Genomic DNA, 12,754 nt, shown 5'->3' on the forward strand with positions numbered 1-12,754 from the left:
AGGGGCGGCTCAGGCGCTGGCCTGGCGCTGCTTGAGAAGAGTCAGGGCGGTGTCCTCGATCATGTCTTCCTGGCCACCGACCATGCCACGGCGGCCCATTTCGACCAGGATTTCACGCGCCGAGACGCCGTACTTCTTCTCGGCGCGCTTGGCGAACAACAAGAAGGACCCGTAAACCCCGGCGTAGCCCATGGTCAGTGCATCGCGGTCGCTGCGGATGGGGAAATCCATGATTGGCACCACGAGATCCTCGGCCACATCCTGGATGCCGAACACGCTGACGCCGGTCTCGATGCCCATGCGGTCGCAGACCGCCACCAGCACTTCCATCGGCGTATTGCCGGCACCGGCACCAAGGCCTGCACAGGCTGCGTCGATGCGTGTCGCGCCGGCGCTGATGGCGGCGATGGAGTTGGCCACGCCCATCGACAGGTTGTGGTGGCCGTGAAAGCCGATCTCGGTTTCCGGCGCGAGGGCATCTCGCAGGGCGGCGACCCGCGCGTGGACATCCTCCGGCAACAGGTAACCGGCCGAGTCGGTGATGTACACGCAGTTGGCGCCATAGCTTTCCATCAGCCGGCCCTGAGTCGCCAGTCCTTGCGGACTGTTCATATGCGCCATCATCAGAAAGCCCACGGTGTCCATGCCCAGCGTGCGGGCGTGGCTGATATGTTGCTCGGAGACGTCCGCCTCGGTGCAATGGGTAGCCACGCGAATGGTGGCAACGCCCAGCTCGTGGGCCATCTTCAGGTGATCGACGGTGCCGATGCCCGGAAGCAGCAGGGTGGATACCTTGGCGTTTTTCATCAGTGGAATCACCGCCGACAGGTATTCCTCATCGCTGTGGGCCGGAAAGCCGTAGTTGACCGAGGTACCGCCCAGGCCGTCGCCGTGGGTGACCTCGATCAGCGGCACGCCGGCCGCATCCAGGCCCTGGGCGATGCTTTTCATCTGCTCCAGGCTGATCTGGTGGCGCTTGGGGTGCATGCCGTCGCGCAGGCACATGTCGTGAACGGTAATTTTCTTGCCGCGAAGGTCCATGGCGCGCTCCTTAAAGCTCGGTCTGCTTGAGCAGTTCTTCGGCGAACATCTCGGCAGTACGCGCCGAGGCTGCGGTCATGATGTCCAGGTTGCCGGCGTACTTGGGCAGGTAGTCGCCCAGGCCTTCCACTTCCATGAAGATGGAGACCCGGTTGCCCTCGAACACCGGCCCGTTGACCAGTTGGTAGCCGGGCACGTACCGCTGCACCTCGGCGATCATGGCCATGATCGAGGTGGTGATCGCCGCCTCGTCCGGGGTGCCTTCCGTTAGGCAGTGCACGGTGTCGCGCATGATCAACGGCGGCTCGGCCGGGTTGATGACGATGATCGCCTTGCCCTTCTTCGCGCCGCCCACCTGTTCCACCGCGCTGGCGGTGGTGCGGGTGAACTCGTCGATATTCTTGCGAGTACCAGGCCCGACCGACTTCGAAGCCGCCGTTGCGATGATCTCGGCATACGCCACCGGCTGCACCCGAGACACCGCCGCCACCAGCGGAATGGTGGCCTGGCCGCCGCAGGTGACCATGTTGACGTTCAGCGCGCCGGCCTTGAGGTTGTCTTTCAGGTTCACCGGAGGCACACAATAGGGGCCGATGGCCGCTGGCGTCAGGTCGATCATCAGCACGCCCAGTTCGTTGAGCTTGCGGCTGTTCTCGGCATGCACGTAGGCAGAAGTGGCATCGAAGGCGATGCGAATGTCATCCGCCTTCACGTGAGGCAGCAGGCCGTCCACGCCCTCGGCCGTGACTTTCAGGCCCATCTCCTCGGCGCGCTTCAAGCCTTCGGAAGTGGGGTCGATGCCCACCATCCATACAGGCTCCAGCACCTCGCTACGCTTTAGCTTGTACAGAAGGTCGGTGCCGATGTTGCCGGGCCCGATCAGGGCGCAGCGGATTTTCTTGCTCATCAATCGTCTCCTTGCCAGCTCGGGGTCACTCGACGAACTGCAGGCTGGCCGAGCCAAGGCCGCCGATAGTCATGTGGATGCGGTCGCCGGCGCCCACTGGCACCAGCGGGGCGAGGGCGCCGGAAAGGATCACCTCGCCCTTGCGAAACGGAATGCCGAGCCGGCCCAGCGTATTGGCCAGCCACGCGACGGCCTCGCAGGGGTGGCCCTGCACGGCGGAGCCCAGCCCCTGGCCAGCGGGTTGATCGTTCTTGAACATCCGTAGCTCGCAGGCGGCCAGATCCAGCTGACGCGGGTCGATGCGGGTTTCGCCCAAGGCGAACACGCCGCAGGAGGCGTTATCGGCGACGGTGTCCTGGATGCGGATCTTCCAGTCGTCGATCCGCGAATCGACGATTTCGAAGCAGCAGGTTACCGAGGCGGTCGCCGCCAACACGTCGGATGCGGTAACGCCGGGGCCGTTGAGGTCTTCGGCCAGAATGAAGGCGATCTCGCCTTCGGCGCGCGGCTGGATCAAACGGTGTTTGGCCATGCTCACGTCGCTGCCGTCGGTCACGTGCATGCGGTCGGTGAGAAAGCCGAAGTCCGGCTGGTGCACGTTCAGCATGTCCTGCACCGCCTTGCTGGTGACGCCGATCTTCTTGCCGATCAGCTGTTCTCCAACGGCCTCGCGCCGTGCGAGAAAACGCAGCGAGACGCGATAGGCGTCATCGATGTCGATGGCCGGGTAACGCTGGGTCAGCGGCGTCAGGGTCCGACGATCGCGCAGGGCGGCGAACAGCTCGTCGCCGAGGGTTTCAATCAGTTGCAGGTCAAGCATGGTTTCTCCTCAGCCCGGCCAGACGCTGGATTCGGCGCCGCCATCGACCTCGATGATCTTGCCGGTCACCCACCGCGAGGCGGGGGTTGCCAGGTACAGCGCGGCGGCGGCGATGTCTTCCACCTCCCCCAGGCATTTCATCGGCGTGTTCGCCTCCATGGCCGCGCGCATCTCGGTCGGCATCACTCGATTCAACGCATCGGTGAGGATCGGGCCGGGTGCGATGGCGTTGACCCGGACCCGTGGGGCGAAATCGTGCGCCAGCAGACGAGTCAATTGGGACAGCGCCGCCTTGGCTGCACCGTAAGCGCTGAACTGCGGCTGCGCGTAGCGGGCGGCGCCAGAGGTGATATTGAGAATGTTGCCGCTACCGGCTTCGTGCATGTGCGGCACGCAGAGCTGGGCAAGCGCATAGGCCGAGCTCACGTTAAAACGCAGAACCTGCTCGAATTCCTCGACGCTCATCTTCAGCGGATCGTTCGGTCCGGCACCGCCAGCATTGTTGACCAGATGAGTGATGCGCCCGAAGGTCTCCAGCGCGGTCTGCACCATCGCTTGGCGTTGGGCCGGCTCGTTGACGTCGCAGCTGACCGCGACGGCCTGGCCACCGGCGGCGCGAATGTCGGCCACCACGGCCTCGACGTCCGTCAGTGTGCGCGCGGCGCAGACCACCCGCGCACCGGCTTCGGCATAGGCGAGCGCGATGGCGCGGCCAATTCCGCGTCCAGCACCGGTGACGATGGCGACGTCATCGCGCAGGGTGAAGCGATCGAGCAAGCTCATGATGTCTTCCTTTTTTCGAGAGTCTTCAAGCGCGGGCGCCGAATTCCTGTGACGCCGGCGCCCACAGGTCCGGCAGGCCGGGATCGGTCGCCTGAATGAGGCGCTTGAGCAGCATCTTCAGAACCTGCGAGTCGGCCTGACCGAGCTTTTCTATCAGCTGCTGTTCGACCGCCTTGGCTAGCGCGATCTGTTCGAGCGACAGCTCCCGCCCGGCCGCGGTGAGCAAAAAACGAAGCACCCCGAACTGCTTGTCGGGCGCCACATAGCCCTGTTTCTCCAGGAACAGCATCAGCGATTGCGTGACTTCCCGGCCGGTATAGCTGACGTAGTCATTGATTTCTTCCAAGGTCAGGTTGTCCTGGATGCACAGCACCGAGAGTACGAAGAAGGCATGCTCATCGATCTTCTGGCTATGCAGCAGCCGCCGCAGTGCGTCCAGCAGCTGGTAGTGCGCACGACCGGCCAGATAGCCCAGCAGGTCTTCGGTATAGCTGCACTCGGGTGGAGGCTCCGCACCCAGGCGCAGGAGTTCGCGAGGCTTGCACGTGGCCAGCGCGTACTGGCCGCTTTGGTAGGCCAGCGGTGGTAGCTCGGACTTGTCGAAGGCCAGCACCTCACCCACGAAGATCAGGTGATCGCCGCCTTCGTAGGTGAAGGCCGTACGGCATTGAAAACGCGCCGTGCAATCGGTGAACAACGGCGTGTCGTTGATGCCCTGGTCGAGGCTGACACCAGCGAACTTGTTCTCACCGCGCGAGGCGAAACGACCCGACAGCACGTCCTGCTCTGCCGACAGGACGTGCACGTTCCAGTGCCTGTTTTCGGTGAACGCCGGCAAGCTCAGCGCCGATTTGGCCAGGCTCCACAGTACGAGGGGCGGATTGAGCGAAACCGAATTGAAGCTGTTTGCGGTTACGCCTACCGGCTCGCCCTCTGCGTTGCGGGTAGTGATGATTGTCACGCCGGTGGTGAAGGTGCTCAGCGCGGCGCGAAACGCCTGAGGGTTGAAGCTGGCTACAGCCGTCATGGTCTGCCTCGTGAATCCGGTCAGTCGTGGACGCAGTATTGGCAGTCGGGCAAGTGGGAGCATCGTCTTTACGGACTAAAAACGCGGTCCGCCGCGTGTCGTCCGGATGGACGAGGCAGGGGCCGGATGGCGCGGGCTAACGTGTCCGTCGACCAGGAACGACACGGCCGCCCGGGAGGCCCTATGAGTGCATATCTGCGATCCATCGATGAAGTGCGCGCGCTGCTTGGCGCACAGCGTCAGGCTTACGACCGAGAGGGCCCGGTCGACGCCGCGACCCGCCGACGCCGGCTGCAAGCGGTGATCGAACTGCTGGTGGCCGAGCAGAACAGGCTGCTGGAGGCGATGGATGCCGACTTTGGTGGGCGCCATCCGGGCTATTCACTGATGACCGATGTGCTCGGTGCGCTGAGTTCACTCAAGCACGCTCGCAGCCATTCCGAGCAGTGGATGCAGGATTCGCCCCGGCCGCCGTTTGCGCCCTATGACCAGCTCGGTGCCGAGGCATGGGTGCAGTATCGGCCCAAGGGCAGCGTGGGCATCATCGGCACCTGGAACGCGCCGGTGTTCACGTTGCTGAGCCCGCTTGCAGGTGTGCTCGCCGCCGGCAACCGGGCAATTCTCAAGCCGTCCGAGATTGTGCCCAACACGGCGCAGGTACTGGCGGAGGCCATCGCTGATCGTTTCGATCCCTTAGAGCTGGCCATTGTCACGGGCGGCGTCGAGGTCGGACAGGGCTTCGCCAGCCAGCCGTTCGATCATCTGGTATTTACCGGCGGTACCTCAATTGGCCGGGACGTTATGCGCCGCGCCGCGGAGAACCTCGTACCGGTGACGCTGGAGCTCGGCGGCAAGTCGCCGGCCATTGTCGGCCGCAGTGCGGACATCGCCGATGCGGCCCGGCGCCTGGCCATCGCCAAGTTCACTAACGGCGGGCAGATTTGCGTCTCGCCGGATCTGGTCTACGTGCCGGTGGAACAGAAACAGGCCTTCATCGGCGCGCTCCGCGATGCGGTTGGCGTGCTGTACCCACGAGCCGCCGGCAACCCGGACCTGGTTGCGGTGGTCAACGAGCGCCACCTCCAGCGTATCGACCGTTACCTGGCCGATGCCGAGGCCCAGGGCGCCGAGATCATCCGTTGCCCCGACGAGGCGCCCGTACCTGGCAGCTGCAAGCGGCCGCTGAGTGTGGTGGTCAACCCACCGTTGCACAGCCTGGTCATGCAAGAGGAGATCTTCGGCCCGGCAATGGTGCTGCTGACCTACAGCGACCTTCCCGCCGTGGTGGAAGAAATCAACAGCAGGCCCCGGCCATTGGCACTGTATTACTTCGGCCATGACCAGGCCGAGCAGGATTACGTGCTCGGCCACACCTTGTCGGGCGGCGTGACGATCAACGACGCGATGATGCATCCGGCCATGCATGACGCCCCGTTCGGTGGCGTTGGCGCTTCGGGCATGGGGCACTACCACGGCTGGGAGGGCTTCTGTCAGTTCAGTCATGCACGCACCATATTCAAGGCGCCGGCCTATGACCGGCGCGGCGAGTGGGGCCTTTTGCCGCCCTACGGCGAAAACCTTCTCGCCACCTTGCAGGCGCAGGTCACCGCTGACTGAGCAGACATGGCCCGGTCGTGGCTGCCAGGTCGCGCCGGCCCTGCGTAAAAACCGTCATTCATGATCGGAGCATTCCCATGAGCAAAACCGACCCCGCTGGCGAGCCCGTTCTCGCCGAGCTAGAAATCCAGCCAGCCTGGCCGCGCCGTGGGGTACTCAAAGCCGGCGCGCTGGTTTTGGGCGCCACGATGCTCGGTCGCTTCGCCCTGGCAGGCGAGCGAACCACCGGCCTAACGTCAGAGCAATACGCGGGGCTCGACGCCTGGGCCATGGCCGAGGCGGTGCGTAGCGGTGAGCTGACAGGCGCGGAGCTGTTGGCCGCGGCGCTTGCTCGCTGCGAGGCGGTCAATCCGCAAGTCAACGCCGTGAACATGCTGCATGAGGATTACGCTCGGGCGCTGCTGAACGAACGTCGCGCGGCCCGCGAGACGGGTGCGCTGGCCGGCGTGCCACTGCTGGTGAAAGATCTCAGCACGTATCTGGCTGGCACCGTGACCAGCCATGGCAGTCGACTGTTTCGGGATGGCCCGCCGTCGCAATTCACCAGCACCTTGATCGCGCGTTACCAGGCCGCCGGTGCGGTGCCCTTTGGCAAGACTGCCACCCCTGAGTTCGGGCTGACCACCACCACCGAGTCGGCGCTGTGGGGCCAGACTCGCAACCCTTGGGATCTCGAGCGCAGCGCCGGAGGCTCCTCCGGCGGCGCGGCGGCGGCAGTGGCGGCGGGCATCGTACCGGCGGCCCATGCCACCGACGGCGGCGGCTCGATTCGCATCCCGGCGTCTTATTGCGGCCTGGTCGGCCTGAAGCCCAGCCGTTACCGCACGCCCAGCGGTCCGGGCCGCTTCGAGGGCTGGTTCGGCGCGAGCGTGGCGCACGTGGTTTCGCGCACGGTGCGCGACACGGCGCTGTTTCTCGATGCGGGGCAGGGCCATGAGGCCGGCAGCCCATACTGGACCCAGCCACTGGAGCGCCCCTTCGTCGAGGCGGTGGAGCGCGATCCCGGGCGCCTGAAAATTGCGCTGGTCAGCCGTTCGCTGACCGGTGCGACGCTGGACCCGGCAGTGGCGCAGGTGCTCGACGACACCGTGAAACTCTTGCTCGGCCAGGGTCATGAGATCGAGGAACTGACCCTGCCGGTCGACCCGCGCGAGCTGTTCTCGGCCCATGGCAAGGTGAGCGCCACCGCGCTGCTGGCCAGCATCCGTGACCGCGAAGATATGCTCGGGCGCAAGCTGAACACAGACGAGCTGGAGCAGATCACACATGTCGTGCTGGGCAATGGCGAGCGGGTCAGTGGGCTCGAGCTGTACCGCGCCCGGCACGCGTTCGAGACCATCAGCGAGCAAATGGAGCGCCCGTTCGAACGCTTCGACCTGATTCTTTCGCCAGTCACCGCCAACCTGCCGCCCAAGCTCGGCGAGCTGCGCCTCTCGCAACCCTGGGAAAGCTACATGCAGAAGGCCATGGGCAGCGCCTCCTTCACGGTGCTGGCCAACGTCAGCGGGCAGCCGGCGATCTCGTTGCCGCTCGGCTGGAGCGAGGAGGGGTTGCCGGTGGGGATGATGTTCACCGCGCGCCTGGGTGGCGAGGAACTGCTGCTGCGCCTGGCCGGGCAGCTGGAACAGGTCCGTCCCTGGTCGTCGCGCCGCCCTGGCCTGCCGGTGTGATTGGCCGTGTTTTTTGACCCTCTGCTAGTCCGCTTTGACGATGAGTCTGCCAGCTCCGGCTTCCGATAATCAGAACAGCCGCGCCTTCCTCGCAGCGGCGCTATAGAGGAATCAGAGATGGCAGCCACTCGCCAGAAAACACAACAAGAAGTCGACCTGATCGAGCGCGCGCGGCAAATGATCCCCGTGCTTAAAGCGCGCGCCGCACAAGCGGAAAGCCAGCAGAAGGTGCCGGACGAAACCATCGCCGATCTGCAGGAAGCCGGCCTGTTCAAGGTCCTGCAACCCAAGCGTTTCGGTGGCTACGAGGCCGACCTGCGTACATTTGCGGAAATCCAGATCGCGCTGGCCGAGGGCTGCATGTCGACCGCTTGGATCTACGGCGTCATCGGCGTGCATCCCTGGCAGCTGGCCCGCTATCCGCTCCAGGCGCAGGAAGACGTCTGGGGTTCGGACCAATCCACCCTCATGTCTTCAACCTATATGCCGGTCGCCAAGGTGACGCCTGTGGAGGGCGGCTATCGCATCAGCGGCCGCTGGGGCTTCTCCAGCGGCAGCGAGCACTGCCATTGGTGCCTCCTGGGCGGCATCATTCCGCCCGATGAGAACGGCGAGGGCGCCGAGCACGGCACCTTCCTGGTGCCACGCAGCGACTACCGCATCGAACACAACTGGGACGTCCTGGGCCTGCGCGGCACCGGCAGTCACGACATCGTCGTGGAGGATGCATTCGTGCCGGCGCACCGCGTTCAGCGCACCAATAATTCAAGCCTCGAAGCGACCCCGGGCCGCGAAGCCAACCCCAACCCGCTGTACGGCATTCCCTTCGCCCAAGTGTTCACCCGCGCCGTTTCCACCTCTTGCCTGGGTGCACTACAGGGCGCGATCAACGAGTTCCGTGAAAACGCCGCGCGGCATATCGGCAAGCACGGTGCGAAAACCGCAGAGGACCCGCTCGCCCAGGAAACCGTGGCCGACGCCTCGCTGACCCTGGACATGCTGCGCCTGGTGCTCGATCGCAACTACGAGCAGTTGCAGGAAATCGCCGCCGGTAACGCTTTCCCGGATGTGGAGACCCGCCTGCTGTACCGCTATCAGTCGGCCTACGTGACCAATACCTGTGCCGAGAAGGTCAGCGGCATCCTGCGCTGCATGGCGGCGTCCGGGCTCTATGAGAGCAATCCGGTGGCGCGGATTTTCCGCGACCTGCACCAGGCCCGCGGGCACATCTCCAACAACGTGGCCGCGTTTGCCCGTACCTATGGCGCCGTCCAGCTCGGCCTGCCCAATCCCGACCCCTACGTGTGACAGCCATGCCGCTGTCTGTGCGACGGCGGTTCGATCGATCAAGCAAGTGAGTCCGGAACATGCATAACAACAAGAGTCATCCAGACACTTACGACGTCGTGGTAGTCGGCTCGGGAGCCGGTGCGATGACGGCAGCGATAACCGCTGCCGACCAGGGGCTGTCGGTGCTGGTAGTGGAAAAGGCCGCGCAGTACGGCGGCACCTCGGCGCTGTCCGGCGGCGGCATCTGGATCCCCGGCAATCACTACTTCAAGAAGATCGGCGGCAAGGACAGCTACGAGCAGGCCATGACCTACCTCAAGGCTGCGATCGGCGACCGGGTCGACGAGTCACGCCTGCATGCCTACCTGACCCACGCCCCGGTGATGATCCAGTACCTGGAGGAGCAGACCCGGGTGCATTACACGGTGGCCGACAAATACCCGGATTATTACCAGGACCTGCCCGGCGCCCTGAAGGGCGGGCGCAGCCTGGACCCGGAACTGTTCGACGTCAGCGTGTTGGGCGCGGAACTGGAAAACCTGCGCGAGGCCTCGCCGACTACGTTGCTGATGGGGCGCATCGCCTGGACCGCGCGGCACGCCCACAAGGCCATGGCCAAGACGCCGGGCTGGCGGCTGCTGGTGCTCTGGCTGATGCTGCGCTACAAGTTCGACTTCGCTTGGCGCAAGAAGACCCGCCGCGACCGCCGCACCGCGCTCGGCAACGCCCTGGTGGCGAGCCTGCGCGCCTCCATGCTCGACCGCAACATTCCCCTGTGGCTGAACACCGGCTTCCGCGAACTGATCGAGGAAGACGGCGTGGTGACGGGCGTGGTCGTCGAGCGCGACGGCCAGGCGATGGCCATCCGCGCGCGGCGCGGGGTGATTCTCGGTGCCGGCGGTTTCGAGCAGAACCAGGCTCTGCGCGACCGATATCTGCCGCAGCCGAACAATCACGAATGGAGCGCCACGCCCAAGGGCGGCAACACCGGAGCGGCATTGGAGGCGGGGCAGAAGATCGGTGCCGCCACCGACCTGCTGGACTGGGCGTGGTGGGCGCCGACGCTACAGGTGCCGGGTGAGCCGCAGTCACGCGGGGTGTTCGCCGAGCGGGCCTTTCCCGGCGCCATCGTGGTCAACGGCCAGGGTCGGCGCTTCGTCAACGAAGCCGCGCCTTATCTGGAATTCGTCGATGCGATGTACCGCGACAACGAGACCAGCGGCGGCAAAAGCGTGCCCGCCTGGGTGATCTTCGATGCCAGGTTCCGCTTCGGCTATGCGATGGGCCCACTGATGCCGGCGCAGATCATGCCGGACAGCCGCCTGCGCAAGGAATGGCTGGGCAGCGTCTACTGGAAGGCCGACAGTCTGGACGATCTGGCCCGCCAAATCGGCGTCGACGCTGACGGGTTGAAAGATACCGTGGCGCGCGTGAACCGCTTCGCCAGCAGCGGTATCGACGAGGACTTCGCTCGCGGCGGCAACGTCTTCGACCGTTACTACGGCGACTCGAACGTCAAACCCAACCCTTGCCTGGCGCCGCTGGACAAGGGGCCGTTCTATGCGATGCGGATGAATGCCGGCGACATCGGCACCAAGGGCGGGCTGCTGACCAACGCGAATGCCCAGGTGCTACGCGAGGACGGCTTGCCAATTGCCGGCCTATACGCCATCGGCAATACCTCAGCGTCGGTCATGGGCACGCGCTATCCGGGCGCCGGCGCCACGCTCGGCCCGGCCATGACCTTCGGCTACATAGCCGCGCACCACCTGTCGGCAACGGCGTGAGGGCATGCTCATGAGTGCACGTTTGCGGGACAAGGTGACGATCGTCACGGGCGGCGCCAGCGGCATGGGCGAATGCGCCGTGCGCCAGTTCGCCGCTGAAGGCGCACAGGTGCTGCTGACTGACCTGAACGTCGAGGCCGGACGTCGTCTGGCTCACGAGTTGGGCGACGCGGTGTCGTTCGTGCAGCAGGACGTCAGCGATCCCGATGGCTGGCAAGCGCTGGGCGCGCTAGTGGATGAGCGCTATGGCCGGCTCGACGTGCTGGTCAATAACGCGGGCATCCTCAAGGCCGGGACGATCGAACAGACCACTCTGGCCGACTGGCAGACGCTGATGCGAGTCAACGCCGATAGCGTATTCCTCGGTTGCCAGACGGCGGTCGCACTGATGAAGCGCGGCGGGGGCGGCTCGATCATCAACCTGTCCTCGATTGCCGCGATTGCCGGCAAGCCCGACTTTCTGGCCTACAGCGCCAGCAAGGGCGCTATCAGTGCACTCACGCGCAGTGTCGCGGCCTTTGGCCGGGCGCACCGCATCCGCTGCAATTCGCTGCATCCGGACGGCGTGCTTACGCCCATGACCCGTGCGATCTACCCACCGGGTATCGATCCGGAGCGGCTGACCATCGACACGGACCCCATGAACCGGGCCTGCCGGCCAGAAGACGTGGCCAATGCCATGGTCTTTCTCGCCTCGGACGAGTCGCGGGCGATCAATGGCATCGAACTGCGCATCGATAGTGGCCAGTTCGTCATGAGTATCTAGACATGAACGCGCCCGAATACATCACGCTGCAGGTCGCCGAGGTGATCCACGAGACCGCCGACAGCTGCTCCTTCGTCTTCGACGTGCCTGAGGCTCTGATCCGGCGTTTCGAATACCGCCCTGGCCAGTTCCTCACCCTGCGTATTCCCCACGGCGATGATTGGCTGCCGCGCTGCTACTCGCTGTCCAGCTCGCCGCTGGAAGACGAGTCGCTGCGCGTCACCGTCAAACGAGTGGAGGACGGTCGCGGCTCGAACTGGCTATGCGACCGGTTAAGGCCCGGCGACAGCGTTCAGGTGCTGCCGCCGGCCGGTGTGTTCGTGCCCAAATCGCTGGACACCGACCTGCTGCTGTTCGCTGGCGGGAGCGGTATCACACCGGTGCTGTCGATCCTGCGCGCGGCGCTGAAACAGGGGCACGGCCGGGTTCGCCTGATATATGCCAACCGCGACGAGGCGTCGGTGATCTTCCGTGACCTGCTGCGTGAGCTGGCCACCTTCCATCCGCGGCGGTTGCAGGTGATCCACTGGCTGGACAGCGTGCAGGGCCGTCCCTCGCCCGAGCAACTGGCCGCGTTCGCCGAGGGCTTCGGTCACGCCGAGGCGTTCATTTGCGGGCCGGGACCGTTCATGGATGGCGCTGTCACCGCGCTGAAGGCCGCTGGCTTGCCGAACCAGGCGGTACACGTCGAACGGTTCGTCTCGCTGCCGGGCGAGGGCGAGCAGCCCGCCGATGTGGTGGAGCATGCCGGCGCTACCGCGACGCGTCTGACTGTCGAGCTGGACGGCGAGCGCCACACCATCGACTGCGAACCTGGCGAGCTGCTGCTGGCGGCGATGCGCCGGGAAGGGCTGCAAGCGCCGCACTCCTGTCTGGTCGGCGCCTGCGCCTCCTGCATGTGCACCCTGGTGGAGGGTGACGTCGAGCTGCTGGCCAATGATGCCCTGGATGCGGACGAACTGAAGGAAGGCTGGACGCTGGCCTGCCAGGCCATCGCGCTCAGCAGCTACGTCCACCTGCGTTTTCCCGACTGATTGAACCGAGGC

The 12,754-nt window shown here is 65.2% G+C and carries 11 protein-coding genes; 6 read left to right on the forward strand and 5 right to left on the reverse strand.

What is annotated here, in order from left to right:
* Positions 1-9 precede the first annotated feature (9 nt).
* The 5 genes from dmpG to E0D86_RS11905 are packed head-to-tail and all read right to left on the reverse strand — an operon-like array spanning position 10 to position 4,578.
* Positions 10-1,041 (reverse strand): 4-hydroxy-2-oxovalerate aldolase, encoded by a 1,032-nt coding sequence (dmpG, locus tag E0D86_RS11885; protein WP_131650242.1) that lies wholly within the window; start codon positions 1,039-1,041, stop codon positions 10-12.
* A gap of 10 nt (positions 1,042-1,051) precedes the next feature.
* Positions 1,052-1,948: an acetaldehyde dehydrogenase (acetylating) gene (locus E0D86_RS11890; RefSeq protein WP_131650243.1), complete on the reverse strand. Its 897-nt coding sequence runs from the start codon at positions 1,946-1,948 to the stop codon at positions 1,052-1,054.
* A gap of 25 nt (positions 1,949-1,973) precedes the next feature.
* Positions 1,974-2,768: a fumarylacetoacetate hydrolase family protein gene (locus E0D86_RS11895; RefSeq protein WP_131650244.1), complete on the reverse strand. Its 795-nt coding sequence runs from the start codon at positions 2,766-2,768 to the stop codon at positions 1,974-1,976.
* A 9-nt stretch (positions 2,769-2,777) separates the two neighbouring features.
* Complete coding sequence (locus E0D86_RS11900) at positions 2,778-3,551, reverse strand: glucose 1-dehydrogenase (protein ID WP_131650245.1); 774 nt, start codon at positions 3,549-3,551, stop codon at positions 2,778-2,780.
* A gap of 25 nt (positions 3,552-3,576) precedes the next feature.
* The gene (locus tag E0D86_RS11905; RefSeq protein ID WP_131650246.1) at positions 3,577-4,578 is read right to left on the reverse strand and encodes a flavin reductase family protein; all 1,002 of its coding nucleotides are present in this window, start codon (positions 4,576-4,578) and stop codon (positions 3,577-3,579) included.
* A 183-nt stretch (positions 4,579-4,761) separates the two neighbouring features.
* On the opposite strand from E0D86_RS11905, the gene E0D86_RS11910 reads away from it, so the two are divergent.
* The 6 genes from E0D86_RS11910 (at position 4,762) to E0D86_RS11935 (ending at position 12,742) form a co-directional block, all read left to right on the forward strand.
* The gene (locus E0D86_RS11910; RefSeq protein WP_131650247.1) at positions 4,762-6,195 is read left to right on the forward strand and encodes a coniferyl aldehyde dehydrogenase; all 1,434 of its coding nucleotides are present in this window, start codon (positions 4,762-4,764) and stop codon (positions 6,193-6,195) included.
* Between the two features lie 77 nt (positions 6,196-6,272).
* On the forward strand, positions 6,273-7,865 hold the full coding sequence (locus E0D86_RS11915; protein WP_131650248.1) for an amidase: 1,593 nt from the start codon (positions 6,273-6,275) through the stop codon (positions 7,863-7,865).
* Between the two features lie 117 nt (positions 7,866-7,982).
* Entirely contained in the window at positions 7,983-9,173 is a 1,191-nt protein-coding gene (locus E0D86_RS11920; protein ID WP_131650249.1) for an acyl-CoA dehydrogenase family protein, read from the forward strand.
* A 59-nt stretch (positions 9,174-9,232) separates the two neighbouring features.
* Positions 9,233-10,942, forward strand: a complete 1,710-nt coding sequence (locus E0D86_RS11925) for an FAD-dependent oxidoreductase (RefSeq protein WP_131650250.1) — start codon at positions 9,233-9,235, stop codon at positions 10,940-10,942.
* Positions 10,943-10,952: 10 nt separating this feature from the next.
* Positions 10,953-11,708, forward strand: coding sequence for a glucose 1-dehydrogenase (locus E0D86_RS11930; protein ID WP_131650251.1), 756 nt, complete (start codon positions 10,953-10,955; stop codon positions 11,706-11,708).
* Positions 11,709-11,710: 2 nt separating this feature from the next.
* Complete coding sequence (locus E0D86_RS11935; RefSeq protein WP_131650252.1) at positions 11,711-12,742, forward strand: ferredoxin--NADP reductase; 1,032 nt, start codon at positions 11,711-11,713, stop codon at positions 12,740-12,742.
* Positions 12,743-12,754 lie beyond the last annotated feature (12 nt).

Source organism: Pseudomonas sp. IC_126 (genome assembly GCF_004331835.1).
In the GTDB taxonomy this organism is placed as follows: domain Bacteria; phylum Pseudomonadota; class Gammaproteobacteria; order Pseudomonadales; family Pseudomonadaceae; genus Stutzerimonas.

Excerpts from the sequence above, each read along its gene's own strand:
- dmpG (WP_131650242.1), bottom strand. The coding sequence starts at position 1,041 with ATGGACCTTCGCGGCAAGAAAATTACCGTTCACGACATGTGCCTGCGC.
- E0D86_RS11890 (WP_131650243.1), bottom strand. The coding sequence starts at position 1,948 with ATGAGCAAGAAAATCCGCTGCGCCCTGATCGGGCCCGGCAACATCGGC.
- E0D86_RS11895 (WP_131650244.1), bottom strand. The coding sequence starts at position 2,768 with ATGCTTGACCTGCAACTGATTGAAACCCTCGGCGACGAGCTGTTCGCC.
- E0D86_RS11900 (WP_131650245.1), bottom strand. The coding sequence starts at position 3,551 with ATGAGCTTGCTCGATCGCTTCACCCTGCGCGATGACGTCGCCATCGTC.
- E0D86_RS11905 (WP_131650246.1), bottom strand. The coding sequence starts at position 4,578 with ATGACGGCTGTAGCCAGCTTCAACCCTCAGGCGTTTCGCGCCGCGCTG.
- E0D86_RS11910 (WP_131650247.1), top strand. The coding sequence starts at position 4,762 with ATGAGTGCATATCTGCGATCCATCGATGAAGTGCGCGCGCTGCTTGGC.
- E0D86_RS11915 (WP_131650248.1), top strand. The coding sequence starts at position 6,273 with ATGAGCAAAACCGACCCCGCTGGCGAGCCCGTTCTCGCCGAGCTAGAA.
- E0D86_RS11920 (WP_131650249.1), top strand. The coding sequence starts at position 7,983 with ATGGCAGCCACTCGCCAGAAAACACAACAAGAAGTCGACCTGATCGAG.
- E0D86_RS11925 (WP_131650250.1), top strand. The coding sequence starts at position 9,233 with ATGCATAACAACAAGAGTCATCCAGACACTTACGACGTCGTGGTAGTC.
- E0D86_RS11930 (WP_131650251.1), top strand. The coding sequence starts at position 10,953 with ATGAGTGCACGTTTGCGGGACAAGGTGACGATCGTCACGGGCGGCGCC.
- E0D86_RS11935 (WP_131650252.1), top strand. The coding sequence starts at position 11,711 with ATGAACGCGCCCGAATACATCACGCTGCAGGTCGCCGAGGTGATCCAC.